General features: G+C 63.2%; 25 protein-coding genes. 12 read left to right on the top strand and 13 right to left on the bottom strand.

The window, feature by feature from the left end; all coding sequences use genetic code 11:
• Window position 1: 1 nt before the first annotated feature.
• Both nagB and N536_RS0126750 read right to left on the bottom strand, forming a co-directional pair.
• Window positions 2-811, bottom strand: coding sequence for a glucosamine-6-phosphate deaminase (gene nagB, locus N536_RS39560; RefSeq protein ID WP_051574801.1), 810 nt, complete (start codon window positions 809-811; stop codon window positions 2-4).
• Between the two features lie 19 nt (window positions 812-830).
• On the bottom strand, window positions 831-2000 hold the full coding sequence (locus N536_RS0126750) for an ROK family protein (RefSeq protein ID WP_051574800.1): 1170 nt from the start codon (window positions 1998-2000) through the stop codon (window positions 831-833).
• A 153-nt stretch (window positions 2001-2153) separates the two neighbouring features.
• On the opposite strand from N536_RS0126750, the gene N536_RS0126745 reads away from it, so the two are divergent.
• Window positions 2154-3584 (top strand): APC family permease, encoded by a 1431-nt coding sequence (locus N536_RS0126745; protein ID WP_029116423.1) that lies wholly within the window; start codon window positions 2154-2156, stop codon window positions 3582-3584.
• 178 nt (window positions 3585-3762) lie between these two features.
• On the opposite strand, the gene N536_RS43625 is transcribed toward N536_RS0126745, so the two are convergent.
• Window positions 3763-3981 carry a hypothetical protein gene (locus tag N536_RS43625; RefSeq protein ID WP_081809397.1) on the bottom strand — a complete coding sequence of 73 codons (219 nt, stop codon included), beginning with the start codon at window positions 3979-3981 and terminating at the stop codon, window positions 3763-3765.
• Window positions 3982-4007: 26 nt separating this feature from the next.
• Between N536_RS43625 and N536_RS0126740 the strand changes: the two genes are divergently transcribed.
• Both N536_RS0126740 and N536_RS41795 read left to right on the top strand, forming a co-directional pair.
• Window positions 4008-5024 (top strand): hypothetical protein, encoded by a 1017-nt coding sequence (locus N536_RS0126740; protein WP_029116422.1) that lies wholly within the window; start codon window positions 4008-4010, stop codon window positions 5022-5024.
• A gap of 43 nt (window positions 5025-5067) precedes the next feature.
• A complete protein-coding gene (locus N536_RS41795; protein WP_231514643.1) occupies window positions 5068-5565 on the top strand; it encodes a tyrosine-protein phosphatase in 498 nt (165 codons plus the stop codon).
• Between the two features lie 73 nt (window positions 5566-5638).
• Here N536_RS41795 and N536_RS0126725 read toward each other — a convergent pair whose 3' ends face one another.
• Window positions 5639-6196 (bottom strand): DUF3887 domain-containing protein, encoded by a 558-nt coding sequence (locus N536_RS0126725; RefSeq protein WP_231514642.1) that lies wholly within the window; start codon window positions 6194-6196, stop codon window positions 5639-5641.
• 248 nt (window positions 6197-6444) lie between these two features.
• Here N536_RS0126725 and N536_RS0126720 point away from each other — a divergent pair, with 248 nt between their 5' ends.
• Entirely contained in the window at window positions 6445-8049 is a 1605-nt protein-coding gene (locus N536_RS0126720; protein WP_029116420.1) for an MFS transporter, read from the top strand.
• 40 nt (window positions 8050-8089) lie between these two features.
• Entirely contained in the window at window positions 8090-8407 is a 318-nt protein-coding gene (locus N536_RS0126715) for a helix-turn-helix domain-containing protein (protein WP_231514641.1), read from the top strand.
• Between the two features lie 116 nt (window positions 8408-8523).
• Here the strand turns inward: N536_RS0126715 and N536_RS0126710 are convergent, their stop codons facing one another.
• Both N536_RS0126710 and N536_RS39550 read right to left on the bottom strand, forming a co-directional pair.
• The gene (locus N536_RS0126710; RefSeq protein WP_029116418.1) at window positions 8524-10191 is read right to left on the bottom strand and encodes an SWIM zinc finger domain-containing protein; all 1668 of its coding nucleotides are present in this window, start codon (window positions 10189-10191) and stop codon (window positions 8524-8526) included.
• Between the two features lie 143 nt (window positions 10192-10334).
• Window positions 10335-10658 (bottom strand): hypothetical protein, encoded by a 324-nt coding sequence (locus N536_RS39550; RefSeq protein ID WP_155948735.1) that lies wholly within the window; start codon window positions 10656-10658, stop codon window positions 10335-10337.
• Window positions 10659-10854: 196 nt separating this feature from the next.
• On the opposite strand from N536_RS39550, the gene N536_RS39545 reads away from it, so the two are divergent.
• Complete coding sequence (locus N536_RS39545) at window positions 10855-11238, top strand: hypothetical protein (protein ID WP_155948734.1); 384 nt, start codon at window positions 10855-10857, stop codon at window positions 11236-11238.
• 218 nt (window positions 11239-11456) lie between these two features.
• Here N536_RS39545 and N536_RS39540 read toward each other — a convergent pair whose 3' ends face one another.
• Window positions 11457-12371, bottom strand: a complete 915-nt coding sequence (locus tag N536_RS39540; protein WP_036437699.1) for an NAD(P)H-binding protein — start codon at window positions 12369-12371, stop codon at window positions 11457-11459.
• Window positions 12368-12901: a carbonic anhydrase gene (locus N536_RS0126690; protein WP_029116417.1), complete on the bottom strand. Its 534-nt coding sequence runs from the start codon at window positions 12899-12901 to the stop codon at window positions 12368-12370. Before N536_RS0126690 ends, N536_RS39540 begins: the two co-directional genes overlap by 4 nt.
• A gap of 103 nt (window positions 12902-13004) precedes the next feature.
• On the opposite strand from N536_RS0126690, the gene N536_RS0126685 reads away from it, so the two are divergent.
• The 3 genes from N536_RS0126685 (at window position 13005) to N536_RS42355 (ending at window position 15633) form a co-directional block, all read left to right on the top strand.
• Window positions 13005-13481: a helix-turn-helix domain-containing protein gene (locus N536_RS0126685; RefSeq protein ID WP_029116416.1), complete on the top strand. Its 477-nt coding sequence runs from the start codon at window positions 13005-13007 to the stop codon at window positions 13479-13481.
• A gap of 249 nt (window positions 13482-13730) precedes the next feature.
• The gene (locus N536_RS41790) at window positions 13731-14291 is read left to right on the top strand and encodes an SLOG family protein (protein WP_036437697.1); all 561 of its coding nucleotides are present in this window, start codon (window positions 13731-13733) and stop codon (window positions 14289-14291) included.
• Between the two features lie 448 nt (window positions 14292-14739).
• A complete protein-coding gene (locus N536_RS42355; protein WP_155948733.1) occupies window positions 14740-15633 on the top strand; it encodes a hypothetical protein in 894 nt (297 codons plus the stop codon).
• A gap of 34 nt (window positions 15634-15667) precedes the next feature.
• Here N536_RS42355 and N536_RS0126675 read toward each other — a convergent pair whose 3' ends face one another.
• Genes N536_RS0126675 through queC form a run of 4 tightly spaced genes read right to left on the bottom strand, consistent with a single transcriptional unit; the run spans window position 15668 to window position 18298 of the window.
• Window positions 15668-16456 (bottom strand): GTP cyclohydrolase I FolE2, encoded by a 789-nt coding sequence (locus N536_RS0126675; RefSeq protein WP_036437694.1) that lies wholly within the window; start codon window positions 16454-16456, stop codon window positions 15668-15670.
• 2 nt (window positions 16457-16458) lie between these two features.
• Window positions 16459-16824: a 6-carboxytetrahydropterin synthase QueD gene (gene queD / locus N536_RS0126670; RefSeq protein WP_029116414.1), complete on the bottom strand. Its 366-nt coding sequence runs from the start codon at window positions 16822-16824 to the stop codon at window positions 16459-16461.
• Window positions 16825-16832: 8 nt separating this feature from the next.
• Window positions 16833-17468 carry a 7-carboxy-7-deazaguanine synthase gene (gene queE / locus N536_RS0126665; protein WP_029116413.1) on the bottom strand — a complete coding sequence of 212 codons (636 nt, stop codon included), beginning with the start codon at window positions 17466-17468 and terminating at the stop codon, window positions 16833-16835.
• A complete protein-coding gene (gene queC, locus N536_RS0126660; RefSeq protein WP_231514640.1) occupies window positions 17468-18298 on the bottom strand; it encodes a 7-cyano-7-deazaguanine synthase QueC in 831 nt (276 codons plus the stop codon). Before queC ends, queE begins: the two co-directional genes overlap by 1 nt.
• An 852-nt stretch (window positions 18299-19150) precedes the next feature.
• On the opposite strand from queC, the gene dbpB (N536_RS0126650) reads away from it, so the two are divergent.
• From dbpB (N536_RS0126650) to dbpB (N536_RS0126640), 3 genes are read left to right on the top strand one after another with little or no spacing between them, the layout of a single operon-like run.
• Window positions 19151-20293 carry a DGQHR domain-containing protein DpdB gene (dbpB, locus tag N536_RS0126650; RefSeq protein ID WP_029116410.1) on the top strand — a complete coding sequence of 381 codons (1143 nt, stop codon included), beginning with the start codon at window positions 19151-19153 and terminating at the stop codon, window positions 20291-20293.
• The gene (gene dpdA, locus N536_RS0126645; protein ID WP_029116409.1) at window positions 20290-21531 is read left to right on the top strand and encodes a tRNA-guanine transglycosylase DpdA; all 1242 of its coding nucleotides are present in this window, start codon (window positions 20290-20292) and stop codon (window positions 21529-21531) included. The genes dbpB (N536_RS0126650) and dpdA overlap by 4 nt, the downstream gene beginning before the upstream one ends.
• Window positions 21524-22627, top strand: a complete 1104-nt coding sequence (gene dbpB, locus N536_RS0126640) for a DGQHR domain-containing protein DpdB (RefSeq protein WP_029116408.1) — start codon at window positions 21524-21526, stop codon at window positions 22625-22627. Before dpdA ends, dbpB (N536_RS0126640) begins: the two co-directional genes overlap by 8 nt.
• Here the strand turns inward: dbpB (N536_RS0126640) and N536_RS43620 are convergent, their stop codons facing one another.
• Window positions 22628-23428 carry an HNH endonuclease signature motif containing protein gene (locus tag N536_RS43620; protein ID WP_369798475.1) on the bottom strand — a complete coding sequence of 267 codons (801 nt, stop codon included), beginning with the start codon at window positions 23426-23428 and terminating at the stop codon, window positions 22628-22630. It lies immediately after the preceding gene.
• Window positions 23429-23442 lie beyond the last annotated feature (14 nt).

The following is a 23442-nucleotide window of genomic DNA, read 5'->3' as shown; positions in this document are numbered from 1 at the left end:
CCTATCGTTGGACGCGACTTGAGGTTTGACCATTGAGTCGTGCCGGAGACGGCCGGTACTCCTCGGCGTACCGGTAGAAGTCCGCGTTCTGCAGCCGGACGGCCGCCGCCTCGTCGACGACGACCGTGACGTGCGGGTGCAACTGCAGCACCGAGGCCGGGCAGCTCGCGGTGACCGGCCCCTCGACCGCCGCGGCGACTGCGGCCGCCTTGTGCTGGCCCGTCGCGATCAGCACCAGGTGCCGGGCCGAGCTGATCGTGCCCAGCCCCTGCGTGATCACGTGGCGGGGCACCTCGTCGATGCCCTCGAAGAACCGTGCGTTGTCCTGCCGGGTCTGCTCGGTCAGCGTCGTCACCCGGGTGCGTGAGCCGAGCGACGACCCCGGCTCGTTGAACCCGATGTGCCCGTTGACGCCGATGCCGAGCAGCTGGACGTCGACGGGCCCGTCGCCGCGAATCATGGCGTCGTAGCGGTCCGCGGCCGCGAACACGTCGTCGGCCACCCCGTCCGGGCCGTGCACCCGCGCGGGGTCGACGTCGACGTGGTCGGCGAACTCCGTCCGGATGACGTGCGCGTAAGACTGCGGGTGGCTCGGCGGCAGGCCGACGTACTCGTCGAGCAGAAACGCTTGCACCGCAGCGAAACTCAGGCTTTCCTCACGGTGTCGTCGGATCAGTTCCTGGTACACCGACAGCGGCGACGATCCGGTCGCGAGGCCCAGGGTGCTCGCCCCCGAGCGGACGGCGCGGTCGAAGACGTCGGCGACGGTGATGCCGCATGCGGCATCGTCGGGCTTGATCAGGACTTCCATCATTCTCTTTCTGTGTGGTTCAGGCTTCGCTGGCCGAGCGGCCGAGGACGCGGCGGTCGAACACCAGGTCCCATGCGGTACCCATGGCGGTGGCGATCGCACCGACGAGGACGGCGTCGTCCCCCAGGTCTCCCCCGATGATGTCGGGCACCAGCGGAATGGTCTCGGCCAGCTCGCGGCGCATCGGCTCGGCGAGCAGGTCGACGTTGCGGCCGATGCCGCCGGCCAACACGATCAGACCCGGGTCGAGCACGGCGGTGATCATCGCGACCACCCGCGCCAGCTTCGAGGCCTCGTCGGCGACGACGCGGGCCGCGCGGGCATCGCCATCGCGGGCCGCGTCGAACACGGCCTTGGCCGTCGTGAGGTTCAGCCCGGCGTCGCGCGCCGCCGCCACCACCGCGTCACCGGCGGCGACGACCTCGACAGGTCCGGGTCGGTGCGACGGCACTCCCGCGGGCACGTGGTCGTACGGCAGGTCGGCGATCTCCCCAGCCGCGCCGTGTGCGCCACGAAAGAGTCTGCCGTCCACCAGGATTCCCATACCGATACCCGTGCCGACGGTCAGGCACGCGACCACGCCGACGCCCTGGGCGGCACCGCGGGCGTGCTCCCCCACCGCGCAGAGGTTGGCGTCGTTCTCCACGATCACCGTCGAGCCGTTCGACCCGACGAGCTCCGTCAGCTCGCCGAGCAGCCCGCGCCGCTCCCATCCGGGCAGGTTCGGTGAGCGGTGCACGGTGCCAGCCGCCGTATCGGGGATGCCCGGCGTGCCGAGGACCGTGACGACGATGTCGGCGGCGGTGAGCCCGGCCTCGGCGATCACTCGGTCGACGGCCTGGCCCACGCTGCGCACAAGCATCGCGCCCGAGCGGCTGCGGTTGGGCTGCTCGACGCGGGAGACGATGGCGCCGTCGAGGTCGGCGACCGCGACGTGCAGCACGCGACGGCCGATGTCGACGCCGACGATGTAGCCGGCGTCCGGCGCGGTGCGGTAGACGACCGCTGCGCGCCCCGGGCGGTCGGCCCGCCGGCCGATTGCCCGCACCAGGCCGTGCTGCTCGAGGTCGAGGAGTGCTTGTCCCACGGTCGGTTTGGACAATCCGGTGCTGGTGGCGATCTCGGGACGGGTTGCCTCGCCGTGGTCGCGTAGGCGGTCGAGCACCAGCCGTTGGTTGAGTGCACGCATGCTCGCCGGGGTTCCTGCTTGCGGTGCCGCGCGGCTATCCACCGCCACCTCCCGTCCCGTCGACTTCGAAATTTTACAAGCGAACTCTCGCACACTTGCGCTGAGTATGTTAAGAAACTTTCCTAACAAACAAAAACTTGGAGGAGGTGCGTCGTGGGATCACCATCGACGAGCGCTGCCACGACGGGGCAGCCGTCGCTCGAACGCCAGATCGGCCCGCTGCAGGCCACCGCGATCAACATGACCCAGATGTGCGGCATCGGGCCGTTCGTCACGATTCCCGCGATGGTCGCCACCATCGGCGGCCCGGAGGCGATGTTCGGCTGGATCATCGGCGCGATCCTCTCGCTCGCCGACGGCCTCATCTGGGCCGAACTCGGCGCCGCGATGCCGGGCGCCGGGGGCACGTACATCTACCTGCGCGAGGCGTTCCAGTACCGCACCGGTCGGCTGATGCCGTTCCTGTTCGTGTGGAGCGCCGTGTTGTTCATCCCGCTCATCATGTCGACGGGCATCATCGGCCTGGTCCAGTACCTCGGCTACCTGATCCCCGGCGTCACCGACGCGTCGGGAAACACGGCCCTGGGCAAGACGATTGGCGTCGGCATCACCCTGCTGATCATGGTGGCGTTGTTCCGCAAGATCGGTCAGATCGGCAAGCTCACCACGGTGCTGTTCGTCGTCATGCTGATCGCGGTGCTCAGCACGATCATCGCCGCGTTCAGCCACTTCGACGCCGCGCAGGCGTTCGCCTTCACCCCCGGCGCGTTCGGCACCCACGGGACGTTCTGGGCGGGCCTGGGTGCGGGGCTGATCATCGCCGTCTACGACTACTTGGGGTACAACACCACCGCGTACCTCGGCGGCGAGATGCGCGATCCCGGCCGCACGATCCCGCGGTCGATCGTCTTCGCGATCCTCGGCATCATGAGCCTGTACTTCCTGCTGCAGATCGGCGTGCTCGGCTCGATCCCGCTCGACGAACTGAAGTCCGCGACGTCGGTCGCCTCGTCGGTGCTGGAGCAGGCGTGGGGGTCCACGGCCGCGCAGATCATCACCGGGCTGATCGTGGTCGCGGCGATCGGGTCGGTGTTCGCCGGCCTGCTCGGCGGCTCGCGCGTGCCGTACGAGGCGGCCCGGGACAAGGTGTTCCTGCCGATGTTCGGGCACCTGCACCCGAAGCTGCACCTACCCACGGCCGGGGTGCTGGCCATGGGCATCATCACGATCATCGGATCGCTGTTCACGTTGACGACGATCATCAACGCGGCCGTTGCGACGCTGCTGATCATTCAGTCACTGGCGCAGGTGGCGGCGATCATCGTGCTGCGCCGCCGCCAGCCCAATCTCGTTCGCCCGTACCGGCAATGGCTGTATCCGGTGCCGACGATCATCGCCGGGGTCGGGTGGGTCTACATCTACCTCTCGGGCACGTGGCTGTCGATCGGGCTGTCGCTGGGCTGGATTGCGATCGGCTCCGTCGCGTTCCTGATCTACGCCAAGACCGAGAACACCTGGCCGTTCGGTCCGAAGGAGATCAAGGAGGCGTTCGTCGACGAGGGGGCTGCGCGGTCGGCGCCCTGACGCCGGGCCGCCAGCCGACGTCGACGCGGCGGCTGGCGGGCCGGAGCATGGACACTTTTGCCCACCTTCGAGCGACTTCGTCCCTTAAACGCGGACGATGACTGCGCCGGCGACATCGGCTAGTACGTCAAAGTCGTTGCCCTGAGTGATCACTGACAATCCCGGTGAGGCGGCAAACTCACCGCAGATCGTCGATGGTCTCTCCGGCGAGGATCGCGAGATCCTCACGAAGACCCGGATCGGCTTGAGCGCGTTGCCCGCGCGCCAAGAATTCGTCCTTGCCGACCCAGCGGTGGCGCTGAGGGCGGTTGCAGGCAAGGACATAGACGCTTCTGCCCGCCTTCGAGCGACTTCCGCACCTTGTCGGTCGGCGGACGTACTGTCTCCTCAGCGCTATAGAAAGTGTGGCAGCAAGGGGGCGACATGGCGTCGGACTGGTTCCCGAGGCTCGTTGGCTTCGAGGAAGACGACTACGAGGCGACGCGTAGTCGGCTGCTCGTGGAGGGCGACGAGCTGGTCTCGACGGTGAACGGCAAGCGGTACGGCGCGGGGAAGCTGTCCGTACCGACGTTGGCCGACTTGCGTTCTCGCGTCGATGTTCCCGAGCGCGGGCGAGCAACCGTCCGATACGTCACCGGGGATGCCCGCGCCCTGCACGGCGAGCCCGAGCTGGAGGGCGCGCTGTTCCAGGTCGCCTCGCAGTTCAACTTGCTGGAGATGACCGGGCCGAGCGTCACTCCCGAGGACGGGGTGACGCGCTACGCCGGCGATCCGACGCAGGGGCCGGCGTGTGCCATGGCGGCGGGCGCCGCGACGATCTACCGCAACTACTTTGCGCCCGTCGGCGCCGAGTTCGGGCAGAGGCGGCACCGGCAGATCGATGCCCTCGCTCCTCTGGGTGAGGCGTTGTCGTCGCGGTTGGGCCGCCCGGTATCCGAGCTCTGGAAGATGAGCAACGGCTACGCGTTGTGCACGCCGTCCGGCCTCGACGCGATCGCCGGCCTGCTCGCGTCGTGCACCGACCAGGAACGCGACGACCTTCGTGGCCGCTTGGCCATCGGCGTGCACCGCGACGTCGAGGTTGCCGACGTGCGTGATGGTCCGCGACGCCTTGTCTCACAGGCGTTTTGCTCGGCGCTGCCGGTTGCGTACGGTGGGGGCGCGCGGTCGTCGTGGGAGGCGTTCGCGCGGTTGGTGCTGGAGGCCAGTTATGAGGCGACGCTGTTGTCGGCGGTGGAGCAGGCGGTGGCCGGCGGGTCGAACGTCGTGCTGTTGACGCGGGTGGGCGGCGGGGTGTTTGGCAATGCCGATGCGTGGATCGACGACGCGATCGTGCGGGCGCTACGGATCGTCGAGCACGCGGGCCTGGACGTCCGGCTCGTGAGCCATAGCAGCGTGCATCCGTCGTTCCGAGCGATTGCCGGGCAGTTCGATGGATGACGGGGCGGGATGGCCGCACGACGCGATTCTTCACGCGTGGTGGGTGGAACCTGGGCGACTGCTGGCGGGCGAGTATCCGGCTTCCCGCACGCGCGCGGGCACCGTCGCGAAGGTTCGTGCACTCGTCGCGGCGGGCGTCGAGTCGATCATCGACCTGACCACGCCGGCGGACCACCTCGATTCCTACCACGCCGCGTTGGACCGCGAGGCGGCGCGTGCCGGCCGTACTGTCCGCCGCTTCGCGCATCCGATTCCCGACATGGGCGTCGTCGACGAGAAGGGATACGACGAGGTCCTCGCGCGCATACGAAGCGAAATGGACGCCGGACGAACGGTTTACGTGCACTGCTGGGGCGGCAAGGGCCGGACGTCGACCGTCGTCGGGTGTCTGCTCATCGACGGGGGGCTGGAGTACGAGGGTGCGATCGCACGGATCGCCGAGCTACGGGCCGGGACTCGGAAGGCTGACGATCGCTGCCCGGAGTCGCCGTCGCAGCATCGGGTACTGAGGGAGCGGGCGGCTCGGAAGATGCGGGAGTAATCCTCGGGCGACCCCACTCCCCCGGCTTCGCGACGTTGCTTCGCAGCGCGAATTCCATTGCCACAGCGGCGGTTCAGTTGCCGCCCGTTCGAGCCGCGGCATCGGGATTCAGTATGTACAACCCGGCGATCGTCTGATCGTCACGGAACGTGATGCGGGCGACGAACTCGCCGGCCTCGAAGTTCAGTGGCGTGTTGGTGGTCGTGAAGTCGGCGGTCCGCACGGCTTCGGTGGCGCCGTGACTCTCATAGGCACCGGCCATACCGATGATCTGAGCCCAGGCTTCGGCAAGCCCCTCCTCGGTGAGCCCTGCACGCATCGTGGCATCGAAACGCGCACTGACATCGGCCCACCGACCGTGGACAAGGTCGTCGATGACGGTGCCGGCCAAATCGTCGGCTTCGGGTAGTGGCTTGGTGTTCATGGCTTTTCCTGTTCTGGGATCGATGGGTCTGCCGTAACGCTGGAATGCCGCCTGGCGCGTCACGCCGAGAACGTCGCCGATTTCCTGCCAGGTGTGCCCCGCCCCGCGGGCCTGATGCACGGCCGCCGCCATCAAGGCCTCGGCCTGGTCCTCAACGACGCGCGCCGCACGCACGAGCTCAAGCGGATCACCCTCGGCGCTGAGCACCGGAGCCGCAAGGATCTCCGCGAGTTGGCGGTGAAGCTGCTGGCCAGTCGCGGCGAACGAACTCGACATGATGTAAACAATATCTTTACACATCCGCCTTCGTCAATGAACTCTTGACACTCCGGCTGGCCGCCGGCACCGGCCTCATGGATAAACGCGTGGGCCACGCGCACGACGAGTTGGCCGCGAGAACGGGAAACGCCGCGCCCCCATACAGTGGCCAACACGGCCACACACGGGAGCGGCGGATGACATCGGCGGGCGAGAAGGCACGGGTTACCTCGACGTGGGCGCCGCTGCGATCGCCGGTCTACCGGGCGCTGTGGATCGCGCAGCTCGTCTCCAACCTCGGCACCTGGATGCAGACCGTCGGGGCGCAGTGGATGCTCGTCGGCGATCCTCGCGCGGCCGTCCTGGTTCCGCTGGTGCAGACCGCCACGACGCTGCCGGTGATGCTGCTGGCGTTGCCGTCGGGTGTGCTGGCGGATCTGATCGACCGGCGCCGACTGCTCATCGCCACCCAGGGCGCGATGGCCGCGGGCGTGGGCCTGCTCGCCACGCTGACCGGTGCCGGCCTGACTACCCCGACCGTGCTGCTGACGTTGCTGTTCCTCATCGGCTGCGGGCAAGCGCTCACCGCCCCGGCATGGCAGGCGATTCAGCCCGATCTCGTTCCCGCCGAACAGATTCCGGCTGCGGCCGCGCTGGGCAGCATGAGCATCAACGGTGCCCGCGCGATCGGCCCGGCCATCGCCGGGGTGCTGGTGTCGCTGTCCGGGCCGACGCTGGTCTTCGCGCTCAACGCGGTGTCGTTCGTCGGCATCGTGGTCGTGCTCGTCTGGTGGCGCCGGCCCGCCGTCGCGCAGGGCTATCCGCCCGAGCGGGCGCTGGCGGCGTTGAGCGCGGGCGGACGGTTCATCCGCAGCTCGCCGATCGTGCGGCGCATCCTGCTGCGGGCGGCGTTGTTCATCGCGCCCGGGAGTGCGATCTGGGGTCTGCTGCCGGTGATCGCGGCGAACCAGCTCGGGTTGTCGTCGTCGGGGTACGGGCTGCTGCTGGGTGCGCTCGGTCTGGGTGCGGTATCCGGCGCGTTCCTGCTGGGACGGCTGCGGGCACGCTTCGGTCAGAACGCGTTGCTGGCGGTCGGCGCCGGGGGCTTCGCGGTGGCCACCGCCGTGCTGGCGTTGGTGCCGAACTTCGCAGTCGTGTTCGGCGCCTTGGTGATTGGCGGCGCGTCGTGGCTGCTGTCGCTGTCGACGCTCAACGCGTCGATGCAGCTGAGTCTGCCGGCGTGGGTGCGTGCCCGCGGCTTGTCGGTGTATCAGCTGATCTTCATGGGCGGGCAGGCGGTGGGCTCGGTGGTGTGGGGCGTGATCGCCGGCGCCACGAGCAGCTCCACCAGCCTGCTGGTGAGTGCGGTGCTGTTGGTGCTGTGCGGGCTGTCGTCGCTGTGGTGGCCGCTGCACGCGAAGACCAGCAGCCTCGACCTGACGCCGTCCGCGCATTGGCCCGAGCCGACGCTGATCTTCGAGCCCGAACCGCTGGATGGTCCGGTCATGGTGATGACGGCGTACCGCGTCGCCGCGTCGGACGAAGACGCCTTCCTGGCGGCGATGGCGGTGCTGGGCCGGTCGCGGCAGCGCACCGGGGCGGCGGAGTGGCGACTGTTCCGCAGCATCGAACACGAGTCGACGTTCGTGGAGACGTTCATCGTGCGGTCCTGGGGCGAGCACCTGCACCAGCACTACACCCGGCTCACCGGCCAGGACCGGCTCATCGAGGAAGCCGTGGAGCGCTACACCGACGGCGTGCCGGTGTCCGAGCACTATTTGGCGGTACGGGAGGTGCGGTGAGGCGGTCGGTGATGACCACGACGTGATTCATATTTCATGCATGGCACGTCGCGACCCAATGATAGAAATACCGATCATTGCCACGCTGCAGCACTATGCTCAAAATATGCATCATGTCGAGGCGCTCGTGTACGACACCGCCGACCTCGGTGGACGCATCCGCGTGGTCCGGCGGGCGAAGGGCCTGCGTCAAGACGAACTGGCCGACCGGATCGGCGTCACCCGCATGACCATCTCGCGGCTCGAGCGCGGCGAAGCCGTCAGCGTCGACACTGCGCTGCGCGCCTTGTCCGAATGCGGCTACGCGATCGCAGTGGCGCCGAAGTTCACGCTGGTGAAGGTTCTCGATGCCGGTTAGGTCGCTGTACGGATGGCGTGGGTAACGCGTATGGCTGGCCCCGGATAGTCCTTAACCGTGCCCGCCACGAAAAGCCCGTTGCATCAGTCGCGAAGAACTGTGCGCGCGTCCGCGGTTCAGAGCTTCTTTGCGTCCAGCGCCTTCATCAGCGCGGGTCGCCTGCCGTAGTCCTGGCGGATCTGCACGATGAACGACGCGAAATCATCACTGCGGCCGCCTATTTCATAGAGCTTGGCCATCGTCGCCAATCTCGCGGCGATGTCCGGATAGAGCTTGGAGTTGGGGTAGTGCAGATCCTTCTCGAGCTCCGGCCGGTACAGGTCTGCAGCTGCGACGGGCCGAGCCTCGGCGCCTCGGTCGGCCAATTCTCGCCACGCCCAGCCCGGGCCGTAACGGTCGGCGGCCCGCCACGCGGATTCGATATCGCCGTTGCTCAGGCACAGCTGGACCAAGACCGCGCCGGCGGCGAAGCGGTCAGAGGCCGCCAGTTGCCGCGCGTGGTCGTACGCCCAGGCTCGTTCGGTATCGGCACGGTCGACGCCGGCTGCGAAATCGAGCAGGACACGGTAGCTGCCCACCGACGGCTGCCGGACGAAGTCTGCGCGCAGGACGGCGACCGCATCGTCGATCCGACCCAGTCCCTGATACGTCTTGGCGACAGCGTCCGGGCTCAGCCAAAACGCGTTGCCACCACCGTGGCTGCTGATTCGGCCCTCGGCAACGGCACGGTCGATCCATGCCACCGCTTCCTCGGTGCGGCCGGCTGCCTGCAACCGGGCGACGATCGCGCCATACTCGGGATGTTCCCGCTGACTCAGCAAGTGGATGGCCCGGTCGACGTCGCCGTCGTGATCGGCGAGTTCCAGCAGCATGGCGTCGACTTCGAACCGCTTCCAGTGATCCAGACCTTCGAGCTTCCGGTCAAGCGCCGCCACCGCGCGGCGGTAGGTCGCGAGTGCTTTGTCGTCGAACGCGTCCACGAAATCCGCCAAGACCAGGTGCGGCCATCCCGGGGAGTCAGCCCGGAACTTCACCAGCCACGTCGCGAGTTTGACCGGGTCGGGCTTACCCAGTCGGCAGGCCTGCGCATAGAGGTCGGCGGCCCGTTGGCATTGGTCGCCGATCGAGCCCGAGGAGTCGTCAACCTGCTGAAGGAGCTTGCGAAGCCGGGTCAGTGCGCGCAGCAACGCCGGCCGGACGAGTTCGGCGGCGCCACAGTTCAAGTGGTTCTCGAGCTCGTCGAGCATTTCACTGGCCGCTTCGGCGACCTCGAAGGAACGTCGGTAGTCGACATAGCCGCGGAACGTCAACGTGTTTCGGACGTAGGTCTCCAGCTCGGCTTTGGCCTGCGAGTCGTCACCTGCCGCTGTCGTGGCACGAATCTCCAGCAGGCGGCGCACCCCGTCGTCGCGTTGCGCAAGAGTCGTAACCAGTTCACGCAGCTCGTCGACGTTCATCGCCTGCACCACTGCTTCCAGCGCCGCATCGGCCGTACGGCTGGCTGTGTCGTCGACCGCGACTCGTCCGGTGTCGATGGCGGCGAGTCCGGTCGCGACCAGATGCTTGCAGAAGTTGCCGTCGGCGTGATGCGGGCAGGTGCAGAATCCGTTGGGTAGCCGGCCAGACCAGTCGAGCTCGACTTGGTAGACGTTCTTGGCCTGGATCGACGCGTAGGCCTTGACGTCGGTGATGCGGAGCCCTCGGACATAGCGCACGTAGTCTTCGCCCCGGGCGTAGACCAGATCACCGGCCACCTTGAGCAGCGTCGATTCGGACAGCGGCACATCACCATGGTGCCGGATTCGTGCGCCAAACTCGGACGGGAATCAGCAAGTGGGGTGAACGACGTGTGGTCGGAGCGTGACGACCTTCGGTTTGTAGCTCGATGCCAGCGCGTCGACCACTCTGAGTCGCGGTTCTGCGGCACTTATGGCGGAGGAAGTACGCGCACGTACTCGTCGCGCGAGAGAACGAGCGTCTCGGTCGGCGTCGCTATGTCGACGTAATCGTGGCCGGGTACGTCGTTGCGACTCATCGCCGTCAAGTCCTCAACGATTTCAACCGCCTTGGCGTGGTCCAGTCGCCACACCACGCGGTCTTCGCCGAGTTCAATATCGGCTGCGCCCGCCTGGATGACGAATTCATGGGTCAGCCCGCCGTGTTCCAGTTCAGCTGACCCTCGCTGTTCGGCGTCTCTGAGCGCGCTGATAAAAGTGGTCACCCCGGCGCCATCCATGGCCAGCAACACCACGTCTTCTCCTTTGAACTCTGGAGCAAGTTCTACGCGGATTATGGTCATGCGACTCCAAGTACTCGAGCGTTGGCGATGGTGCGGAAGTTCTACGTAGACCCTCCCGGATCTGACGCATCTGGACCCGACCTGCCAGTGATTGGCGATGGCATACCGGATGGAACGGTGGCTCGAACGAATGACAGAGGACGGCTCGATGACACACGACGCGCAGCGCGACCAGAACTCCGACGAGCGGTTACGCGCGGAGTTACTAACTAGCGGATTGTCTGATTGGGTCTCGCTCGCGGAGGTCCAGCAGATTGTTTCCCACTTCCACCTGGCCGACACCGCCAAAGACCGCCAGGACTTAACACTCAGGACCGTTCACTCACTGCTCGATGACGGGCTCGTGCAGATCGGCGAGTTGCCTGGGCCCGACGGAACGTTTCCCGCGTGGGAGCCGACCGATGTGGCCATGGATCGTCTCCATGAGCGCTTCGTCGACCACTACACCGAGACGGCATCGTGGGACTACTCGATCTGGCTCGGCCTGACTGAAGCAGGCCGGGCAGTGGCGAATGAACTGCGCGCCGAGTAGTGCCACGACGTCCAACGCGGGGATCGGTTGGCGTCTAGTGAGAGGGCGCCAGCACGCCAGATCGGCGCGCACATCGGTGCGCCCCCGAGTGATTCGCGCTTCACCATGGTGCCGGATTGACGAGAACTAGCGCCCCATCAATACATCAAGCGCGCACTCCAGCCTTGTCCACGGACCGATGCAACGCAGCCCACGTTTTCGTGGGCCGGGTCAGCGGGCTACGCACGCACCTTCTCCCACGCCGGTGCCTGTCCGGCGGTCATGAAGGTGTCGCGGTTGGCTGCGGCGAACTGCTCCACGGTCAGCGCTGGAGTTCCGGTGATCACCTCGACGAGGTTGTTGGTTCCAGCGAAGATGCCGTCACGGTAGTCCTGCGCCACATTGGTGATGTGCTGAACGAAGTAGTCACCGTGGCCTTCCACGCGGAGCACGTCGGCGAACGCGTCGATGTCGACGGGTTCGTAGCGGACCGGGAAGCCGAGCACCGCCGCGACCTTCGCGGCGATGCCGTCATGGTCGAGTTCGGTCGGGCCGTAGAGCGGATAGATCTGCCGGTCGTGAGGCTTGGGGTTTCGCAGGATGGCGGCGATCACGCGGGCCTGATCGACCGCGGTGATGGGTGCGTGTCGACCGTCCGCGAAGGGCAGCCGGAACACTCCGCCGTCGTCGTCGCGCGACCACTGCCACGCCAGCCATTCGGCGAAGAACGTGGGTCGCAGGTGTGCGGTGGCGAAGGCCGAGCGGTCCAACAGCCGCTCGCTGAGCCAGTGATTCTGCGCGGCATGGCTTTTCGCGTCTCGCCGAGCGCTGATCTGGGACATGTTGACTACGGCCGTCACGCCGGCCTCGGTGGCCGCCTGGGCGAAGATGGCGGTGGCGTCCAGGAGACCGGGGACGATGGGATAGCAGAAGTAGGCCGCGGTGACGCCGGCCAATGCCGAACTCACCGAAGCGAAGTCGAGCAGGTCGCCGGTGACGATCTCGGCGCCCAGCTCCGCCAGCGCCTCGGCGCGGGCATCGTGGGTGTGGACGAGCGCCCGCACCCGCTGGCCGTCCTCGCGCAGTATTCGCACGGCGTTGGCCCCGGTCTTTCCAGTGGCCGCGGTGATGAGGTAGAGGTCGTTGGTGCTCATGCTGGTTCCTTCACTTCGGAGTGGACGATGTCGATTCGGCCGGTGTCGACGTCGTAGACGACGCCGGTGAGCCGAAAGGCTGCGGCGAGTTGCGGAACGCTCTGCAGGATGGCGATGTCGGATGCGACGGCCGCACGCGGGTCGGCGACGTGCTTGTCGGCAAGGGCCGTGGGGTCGACGTGGAAGTAGGCGGCCAGTAGGTCTGGCGGATCTTGCAGGCGCGTGATGCCACAGTCGCTGTGCTGCATGACTATCAGGTCGATGATGGGTGCGGCGTCGCCGACCAGGGATCTGGCGAGCCTGCCCAGCAAGGCGAGCCCGGCGAGGACGTCGGGGGTGACGCGGCCGCCGACGTTGCGGATGACGGCGGCGTCGCCGGTCTCGAGGCCGAGCACGTGCGCGGGATCGACGCGTGGGTCGACGCAGCCCACGACGAGCGTTCGCAGTCGGGGAAGCATGGGCAGCCCCGGGCTGAATCGGGTTCGGGCGAAGTCGTCGTTGCGTTCGGCGAGGGTGTCGACCATGGTCATGGCGGTCCTTTCGACTGGATATCTGACTAACGTTTTCGTTAGTCATCTCCATGCAAGCATGCTATGCTGACTAATGCAAGCGTTATTCAGAACGGAGTGGACCATGGAGTTCGAGCCCGACTTGCGCGACCGGTCGCAGTGGGACATCGGCGACGCCTGCTCGATGACGCGCACGCTCGAGGTACTGAGCACCAAGGTCGCGTTTCAAACGGTTCGCGAATTGTTCTTCGGCACCGTGCGTTTCGACGACTTCGTCATGAGGACCGAGAGTTCCGCACCCGCGGTGTCGCGCGCGCTCAAGCAACTCGAGGCGGCGGGGATCGTCACCCGTGTCCCCTACCGCGAGCCAGGCCAGCGTGCCCGCGACGAGTATCGCCTGACCGAGGCGGGCGAGGATCTCCTGCCGGTATTCATGTCGCTGGTGCAGTGGGGCGACAAGCATCTGCAGGACGGACGCCCACCGCTGTCCTTCCTCGACGCGGTGACGGGACGCCCCGTCACCGTTCACGTCACCGCCGGGAGCGGCAAGTCACCGGCCCGCGCGGACGACATCGAGATTCAGGTGACTCGAACGGGCTAGCCGGCTGGCCGGAACGGCTATCTGCTCATGCTGGATGCGCCACGCCGGCTGGGAAGGCCGTGGGTTGAATCGAAACGAGCGCCGCCACGACCGGGATTCGCTGTGCCGCGCCGTCGAGGCTTGGCATCATGGCGACGACTCCGCACTCGACGATCTCAACAAGCCAGCACGCGGACGCTTTTGGTAACGCCCCTGCGATTAGCCAAACTCTATTGCTGCGAGCCCCTCCTTAGACCACCATGACTGTTCATGCGCGTCGTTTTGGTCACTGGGGCACGCAGCTGGCCAGATGACCACATCGTCTGGGGCACGCTGTCGGAGCAGGTCATTAACCACGGTCCGTTCGTCCTCGTCCACGGCGGGATGCCATTAGGCGTCGATGCACTAGCCCATGAATGGCTATACCTCGAAGACTCAGCATGCGATCGCCCGTGTTGCGATCCGCAAATCCAAGAGTTGATGCGGCCGCTCGAGGAAAGCTATTCAGTCGACCTCCGCACAGACGGCATTGCCGACATCGCCGCACGCAATCAACGGATGGTTGATCGCAGGCCCGACGTGTGTCTTGCATTCATTAGTGCAGCATCGCGCGGATCGGTCGACTGCATGACCCGGGCTCGCATCGCTGAAATTCCTGTGATCGAGCACCATCCAGAAGCTGGCACACAGACGGGTAGGTTTGAAACCTTGTGTTGTTCTGATTGCGTTCACCCCGCGATTGACCACGATCGAGGAGGGTGTCAGGTGTACGGCGGTATCGATGAGTGCTCTTGCGCGGGTTACCAAGTCGATCCAATAGACCTTGTCTAGAGTGGTGATTGTCGGCCGACCAGGCAGGACACTTCACGATAGTCTCGCGCGCCTTGTACGCCGACGTCGCTGATTTGCATGAGGCCGCGGGCCGAACCTACCGAGATACCACGATTGGAACGACGGCCAAATCTGCGGCAGTCACGATGGACTGCGCACGCACCCCTGCATTCTGCAGGTGAAGGCGACCAAGTGCCGGGTCTATCGACATATCCGGCGCCGCCGGGCTATAGCATTCGTGCCGATCGATCGCTACCGATGCTAAGTCGTCGGCCGCTAGGGCGTGGAACCGACGAGCTCAAAGAGTCGCCACACGGATTGCCAAGCAAACACATACAGTCGGAGACGTTACGTCACTAACCTCGAACGCAATGAGTCCCTCGCACGTGCAGCACGACGACTTCACCCCGCCAGGTTGTAGCAATGATACGGAAATTAGGAGGGCGTTGTGGAAGCAGACAGCGATGCTCGGCAACAGTGGCTCGCGTGGCTCGCAGACGCGCCACTCTTCATCGACGACGAGCAGATTCGAGCAATGTACGACGCTGTGCTCAGACCGGCCTACAACGAGACGGAGGTCCAGTTGACCGCACAGCAAGCGAACTCGCTTGACCGTACCGCTGGACTGCGAGGCACCCTCGGACTGGGAAATCTATTTCCGTGGCTGAAGGCCGAAATAGGTTCTGAGCTGACAGAAAAACACGGCACGAACGAGACGTCGGGCCGGACAGTCAAACTAGTGCCAACGGACTCGCCCACGAGACAACTCGTAGAACTCGGACTTCATTACGTTCTCAATCTCCCATCCGACCGAACCTGGATCTGCCCCACTGGCGAGAACTGGCAACCTCCGAGCCGCGAAGACATTATTGGAAGCCCTCGAATATTGGCTGCAATTGACTTTCCAGAACGGACACAATTCTTACCGTCCGCGGCCGAACTCAACGACGGCAGAGTCATCACATTCTTCGAGCCACTCACCAAAGCATTCATTAAAGATGGGGACTCGCTTCCCATACGATATCCAGACAATCCATCCGCGAACGACTTCGCAATCCAGCGAGACGCGTATTGGGCATGGTTCAGCGACCGTTGGGATGCTAACAAAGTCGTTCGAGTGATAGAAACTACGATCGGATCTGGCGGTCGGCCACGCTGGATCGACTACCGAGTGGTCACGCCGGGTGGCCCCATCCATCTCCACCTCGTCGGACGAGGCAATGTAGACACAGGAATTTTTGCCTACAACGTGGTCAAACGCGGATGGAGCTACGGGGTGCGCGCAATAGGGACCGTAAAGTCCAAACCCGATATCAACGTTTTTGCAATTTATGAGAAGTAACCGTGCTAAAGAGTTCGGAGTGTGAAGACCGTGACTACTCTGTCGGTACCCAATTCAGCCTCGCCACAGCATCGTGACTGTGAATGCTTTCAATGTTGCGCGCTGAGATCTCATGAGGCAGGCCCAACTCCCGGCAACTTAGGGTTAGATCTCGCATCAGATCCTCAATGAACTTCGGGTTGTCGTAGGCCGCCATGGTGATGGCGCGCTCATCGGGCCGCTTGACGACGGGGAACACTGGACACGATGCAGCGCCGCGTATCAACTGCACGAGATCCGAGGCTGAAACGGGATAGGGTCCGTCATCCTCTCCGTCGACCGTCAGGGACACCCTGCTCCGCTGATTATGTGCGCCGTAGTCACTGATCGCCTTGCTGCAGGGGCACAGAGTAGTCACATCCGTCGTGATCGTCGTCTTCAGTTGGAAACTGCCGTCGGCAAGTCTTCCCTGCAAACTGAGGTCATGGACTTGGTAGCCGCCATTTGCCGTGTCTGGCGACGCAACCCAGGTCGCCACGGGCAAGCCGAGTGCAATGCGTAGATCGGTCGCATCGAGCAATCCGGTGATCGCCTTGAACGCTGTGTGTAGCTCATAGGGGTTAACCAACCGCAGATGTGTCTCGACTGCCTGCACCATCCGGCTCATGTGGGTTCCGCGACGGTCTGCCGGCAGCGCAACCGTCATCTCAACCTCGGCGACCCCCGACTGCTTGATGTCACCGTCGTCGAAAGTCAATGGGTACCGAAGACTGCCTACCCCAACCTCGTCGATGTCGATCCCGCGAGTGTCCGGTGCACCTTGTACGTCGGGAAGCAGGTCCATCGTCACCCGACGCTAGGTCCGCGATAGACGCAACCCGATGTACACGTCTCTCGAACCTGGACAGCGGACATCATCGGTAGCGACGACGCGAGTTCATGCCAGATCCACGCGGCGAGTCGTTCGCTAGTCGGGTTCTCCAGACCGTCGATCTCGTTGAGGTAGTAGTGATCAAGTCGATCGATGACGGGTTTGCAGGCACCCTTTATGTTGCCGAAGTCGATGACCCAACCCGACTGCTCCCCGATCGGACCCTTCACATGAACCTGCACCTGGTAAGAATGTCCGTGCAATCGCGAGCATTTGTGGTCCTCCGGCACGTTCGGAAGCCGATGCGCCGCTTCGAATTTGAACTCGTAGAAGATTTCCATCGTATCGGTCATGGGATTCCTAGGAACTTGTGGGTTTGTAGGTTAAGGCGCCACTTGGGACGCTTCAGGCAGTACTCAACGGCTGCCGCCGTGTTCTCGCGGACCGCGGGACCATCCATCGGGGACAACCGAAATGAGTGGAAGTCAAGGTGTTCAAACTGCGCTGGATCCCCGCCCTCCTGCGGATACACCAGTTTCAATTCGTCACCTGACGTAAGCACCAGCGGGGCACGGACCTTCGGACTGACGCATATCCAGTCGATTCCGTCGGGCGCCGGACGTGTCCCGTTGGTTTCGATCGCGATATAGAAGCCTTCACTGTGCAGTGCATTGACGAGTTCGGCGTCCACCTGCAGCAGCGGTTCACCTCCCGTGCACACGACCATACGGTCGGCGTGCCCGGCCTCGGGCCAAGTTCGCGCTACCGCTGCGGCCAGATCACTCGCATTGCGAAAGTGCCCTCCGCCAACGCCATTGGTGCCGACGAAGTCCGTATCGCAGAACTGGCAGATTGCCGTCGACCGGTCTCTCTCACGGCCAGTCCACAAATTGCAACTGGCGAAACGGCAGAACACTGCTGGTCGGCCTGTGTGATGCCCCTCCCCCTGAAGGGTGTAGAAGATCTCCTTGACCGTGTAAGGCATCAGGCAGCCTGATACGCGAGCGGATCGCTAAGCCCGGCTTCCTCGAATCCCTTCAGGCGCAGCAGGCATGAATCGCATCTTCCACACGGCTGGCCAATGGCGCTTGGGTCATAGCAGGACGAGGTCAAGCCATAGTCCACGCCTAGTTCTGTCCCAGTGCGCACTATGTCAGCCTTCGTCATCTTGATCAGCGGCGTATGGATCGTCATCGCACCTCCATCAACGCCAGCCTTGGTCGCAAGGTTGGCCATCGCCTGGAATGCGGCAATGTACTCGGGCCGACAGTCTGGGTATCCGGAGTAGTCAAGGGCGTTCACTCCGATGAAGATGTCTTGGGCTGCAACCGTTTCGGCATAGGCGAGTGCGAACGACAGAAAGATCGTATTGCGTGCAGGCACGTACGTCGACGGAATGTCTTCTTCGTCTAGTTCTGCCACCGTGTCGTGCTTGGGGACTTCAATATCGGCCGTCAACGCCGATCCGCCGAAGACACGGAGGTCGATGTCGGCCACTACATGCCTCATGACGCCCTGAGATTCAGCGACGCGTTGTGCAGATTCGAGCTCGATTGCGTGCCGCTGCCCGTAACGGAATGACAGCGCATACGCCGCGAACCCGCGACTCTTGGCGATGGCCAGCACCGTCGTCGAGTCGAGTCCGCCACTGAGAAGTACAACTGCGGGTGTTTTCAAGACATCCTCCCGAGCTTGTCGGTGTGTGCGGTTATAGTAGCCGAAACTACACCCGAGAGCCGACACATCTGATGTGTAGTTTTGATCGAGGCCGAGGAGTTGGCACGTGCCGAAACTGACGATCGTAGTCAACTGCACCGACAGAAAGTCGGTGGCACCTGACGAGAGTCTCCGCATCAGATCACTACCTGAGGGCGACAGTGAAATGCGGTTTACGGCATGGCGCCAACGCCTTGAGAAAGCAAAACCGAAGGTCAGGCTGGTTGATCTTTACCAGGGCGAAGCGTGGCAACAAGCGCGGGGACTAGTGGGAGACGCACAGAGTGCCGGTTACACCGTGCAAACGATGGTCGCTTCCGCAGGCCTGGGCCTGCGCGATGTGTCGACCAAAGCAAGTGCGTACGCGGCGACCTTCTCGGGAGGCCACGTGGATTCTGTCGCATCCGACACGGCGGGGCTCCGCGATTGGTGGCGGCGCCTCGACTCGCTTGACTCAATCAACTCGCTGGTCGATGACACGGACGATCGCGTCCTTCTAGTGCTGTCGGAAGCGTATGCCCGAAGCATGGATGACGATCTCGTTCGCCTTGCGCGTCGCGGCGGAGACCTTCTACTCGTAGGCGGCGCTCGCGACATCGACGGTCTACCGAGACTCCCCGCGAACCGCTCCTTACGCGCCAACCTAGGAGGCACCGCCTCCAGTGTCAGCCTTCGGATGGCTCGACGGTGGCTGAAATGCCGCACGGGAAGCAACCTTTACAGGTCAACCGATGAGATTGCGTGGTCGAAGTGGGCAGGGTCCGTGGGTCATGTGGAGAGCTACGACCGCACCCCCATGACGGATGCTCAGATCACCGCGTTGATCGACAGACTCCTCGCAGAACGACCGAACCTTTCTGCTACCAGAGCGCTGCGGCAAATCCGAGATGATGGCATCGCCTGTGAGCAAAAGCGATTCGGTGACTTGTTCCGCGCTAGGGCGGCGATGCGATGAGCGATGACCCGGAGCGCGTAATCGAACGTCGCGCACTGCGAATCGAGCAGAATTCGGACATGCCCTTGTACCTCTTTGCGTTGGCCGCAGAAGAGGTTGACCTCGTCGCTGACGTGGCACGAATATCCCGCGACGCGGCTGGCAAGTTGCTCGGGTACCAGCGCCCAGAGCGGCGTAACCACGTAAAACAGATCCTCGACTACCTGAACTCAGGCGAAGTGTTGTTCCCCAATGGCCTCATCCTCGCACTGCCCGACAACGTGCGCTTTCGATCCAGTCGTGGGCCGACCACCACGGACGGTCTAGCGACCTCCGGCACGCTCGAGATACCGATTCCCAATAACCCGGAGGATCCCCGCCCAGCTTGGATCGTCGACGGCCAGCAACGAAGCCTGGCACTAGCGCGCACCAGTAATACACGACTCGCAGTTCCGGTGGCCGGGTTCGTCGCGCCTAGCCTGGAGCTCCAACGAGATCAATTTCTCCGAGTCAACACTGTCGCCCCACTGCCGTCGAATCTCGTCACTGAACTACTCCCAGAGGTCATTTCGGCACCTTCTCCGCGTCTCTCACAGCGCCGCATGCCCTCGGCCCTGGTTGACATGCTCAATCGCGATCCCGAATCACCATTCTTCGGACTAGTCAAGCGCGCTTCCAGTGATGTGGACGACCGTCGGCAGAGTGTCGTGACCGATACGAGTCTCGTTGAAGCGCTGAAGGAGTCGCTTGAATCTCCGTCTGGCGTCCTGTTTCCCTACCGAAACATGGCGACGGGTTCGACCGATACGGAAGGCATCAGGCGAATTCTGCTGATTTACTGGAACGCCGTCCGAGACCTCTTTCCCGACGCATGGGGCAAACCGCCGACTAAGTCGAAACTCATGGGTGGTGTCGGCGTTCGCGCCATGAGTCGCCTGATGGACCGAGTGATGGTGCACATTGATGTAACTGCACCAACAGCTGAAGCGGACACGAAGCGAGAACTCTTGCGCATCGTTCCGCAGTGCCGCTGGACCAGTGGCACATGGGAAGAACTGGGACTGCCGTGGGACGAGTTGCAGAACGTCTCAAAACATATTTCGGCGTTGTCCAACTTTCTTGCACGGGCGTATGTCACGGCGCGCAAGGAGCAGACGTGAAGTTCTACTTTCCGGACAGTCAAGACCAGGTCAGCCCGACGTATGACTTCATACACGACGAACATTCGCCGCTTCGTGTGCGGCAGCGCGACGACAAGTATGCGCATGAAGTGCTCACGGTTCGCGCGTACGACGGAGTACTCGTTTCGAAGGCGATCGTCGATGGGTCAATCAAGGGCGTCGGCAAGTACTCGATGCCGCAACGGCAACGCCTGTACCGTCTCGGAGTCCGCGGATTTCTTCGACTTCCAGAAGGTGTTGAGACACTTGGTGATTGCGGTGCGTTCAACTACGTGAATGAACCCGAGCCTCCCTACACTGTGCATGAAGTTTTGGACTTCTATGAACAGTGCGGTTTCGACGCTGGGGTGAGTATCGACCACATCATCTTGGGATTCCGCCGCGACTTAAGCGACGCCCCGGACGAGTGGAAGGAACGCAGGCGAATCTCGCTGGCATTCGCGGAGAAGTTCAAGGCGGCAGCTGAAGAGCGCAACACCGCACTGCGGTTAGTTGGAGCGGCACAAGGCTGGGACCCTGCGAGTTATGCGGACAGTGTCCGCCAGCTTCAGGACATTGGGTACAACCACATCGCACTCGGGGGCATGGTCCCGCTGAAGACCACGGACATTCTGGCCTGCCTCCTTACAATCGACCGAATCCGAAAGCCCGACACAGGACTTCACCTGCTGGGGATCACCCGGTTCGAAGCGATGGCCGAGTTCGAATCCCTCGGGGTCACAAGCTTCGACAGCACGTCGTCGTTCCGCCAATCCTTCATGGACGAGAAGGATAATTACCACACCATCGAGCGGACCTTTGCCGCCATCAAGGTTCCTCAAGTAGATGGAAATGTCACCTTGAAGCGAGCGATCCTGTCCGGCCGTGTTTCGCAGCGTCATGCCATCGAGGCCGAACGTGAGAGTCTCCAAGCTCTGCGAGCGTTTGATCGAGGCGAGATCTCAGCCGACGAAGCACTCGACGCGGTCGTCGCCTACGAAGATGTGATCGGCGTCAAGAAGTCCTACCGGAGTCAGTACGCAGAAACTTTGCATGCCGCACCATGGCGGAAGTGCCAATGCGGCCTGTGCGAGAAGCACGGTGTCGAGATGGTGATCTTCCGTGCCAGCGAACGAAACAAGCGGCGCGGCTTCCACAACCTGTCAGTGCTCGCAGCGAAGATGAAGACACTCCGTCCCGCAGACGCGTCAATCCTTGAAAGGACCCGTGGTGGCTGATAGGTACGAGATTAAAGTTCCGGCATTGGAAGTGCGGCAAGGGGGCCGACAGATCTACTGCTTCGCGATCGACGGCAAACGACTTCTTGACTTCACCGCAGTCTCTCGAGTGAAGCGAACCGACCAAGGCGAACTCGACGGCTACCAACGGCCCGAAGTGATGAACCACATTCGTGCTATCCGAAGGTACATCGAGTCGCCCGAGGCCTTACTGCCCAACGCTGTCGTCCTCGCGTTCGACTCCCGCGTGCGTTTCATACCGGGGCGGCGTCGAGGATCCGTCGAGTATTCGACCATGGGCGAGTTAGTCATCCCGGTCGATGAGGCGCTCGAGGAGGCGGAGAAACCCGCGCTACTGGTGGATGGTCAGCAGCGAGTTGCGGCGATTCGCGATGCCGATGTCGCTGAGTTCCCGATCGCCGCCGTCGCATTCATCGCTTCGGGCGCCGATGAGCAGCGCTCGCAGTTCATTCTGGTGAACAACACAAAGCCATTGCCCAAGGGACTCATTCACGAGCTGTTGCCCGATGCCGCGGGCTATCTGCCGCCGAAGTACGCGCGACGCAAGTTGCCAGCACAGATAATGACGCGTTTGAATCTCGACTCCGATAGTCCGTTTCAGGGTGCGATCGCAACACCGACCTCTCCCGATGGATACATCAAGGACAACAGCGTTCTCAAGATGATCGAGAACAGCTTGTATGACGGAGCCCTCTATCAGTACCGCGATCCTGAGGATGGCTCCGGCGATGTCGAGCAGATGGTCCTGCATCTGAAGATCTACTGGAGCATCGTCGAAAGTATGTGGCCGATCGAGTGGAAGCTCATACCGCGCAAGTCTCGTTTGACCCACGGCGTCGGGATTCAGGCGATGGGCTACGTAATGGACTCACTTACCGAACAGTACGACGCGGACCAATTGCCAGCAGCAAATTTGGACCGCAGCCTCGAAACCCTCCACGAAGTCGCCGCTTGGACAGCAGGCACGTGGGAACTCGGCCCAGGTGATCAGCGCAAGTGGAACGCCCTTCAAAACACACCGAATGATGTCAAATTGCTGACTAGTCTACTTCTTCAAGTCCTCAACAAAGGTTGACTAATAGCAGCATTTCGTGCATACAGTCCGCATGTTCGAGCGAACCAGCGCACCCGTCGAAACAACCGGACGGATCGTCAGCTCGGCGTCGACAGTGTGGCATCTGGTGCATACACGGGCGTCTCTCAAGAGTACATAATAGAGCAACCTTCCGCGATAGGCAGCCGACATACTGTTAATGGCGAACCCTGAGTTCCGTATTTCTTCACGTACGCTAAGGCCGAGGCCGTCACCCTTACCTTGGTTACACAGACGGCACAGTAGTTGCAAATTGTTGAGTGCATTTGTGCCTAGGGCGCTTATCGCATCTATGTGATCAACCTCCGGTTTTAATAACTCTTCCGGAGACAAATAGTAGGGTTTGTACTCATCACATTCGTTTAGCGTTTTCGGCGTAATAAAGAATTCCACTCGACAGCTCTGACAAATCGCGCCGTTGTGCTTAAGAAGGTATGACAGACGGCTCGTAACCTGCTCGCGCTCACTGTCAAATGTATCCAATACCTTCGCGAGATCACGCGCTAGCTCGTCAATATCAGCTGTCCCCGCACGGCCAAATGCTTCAAATAGATGCTGTCGAATCAACTTCCAACGCGGCGTAGGGTTTGAGCGGTCGTACGCGATGGCTGTCCGCGGAGCCAAGTGAATCGCCAACCTGATGCGAGTTTCGAATAGTGCGTGACTTGCGATGTCTGCGTCCCACCGAAGAATGTTTCGGGCGCGCTCTATCGCCGCTGAAACGTAGAATGACGCGCGCGGACTGCTGTCGTCCTTAACGTTTCCCACTGCGAGTCGATCCATCAGCGTATCGAGCT

Origin of the sequence: Mycobacterium sp. URHB0044 (assembly GCF_000620625.1) — a bacterium.
Lineage (GTDB): Bacteria > Actinomycetota > Actinomycetes > Mycobacteriales > Mycobacteriaceae > Mycobacterium.
The sequence above is the reverse complement of the archived record's forward strand: the minus strand, read 5'-3'. Positions and strand labels throughout refer to the sequence as shown.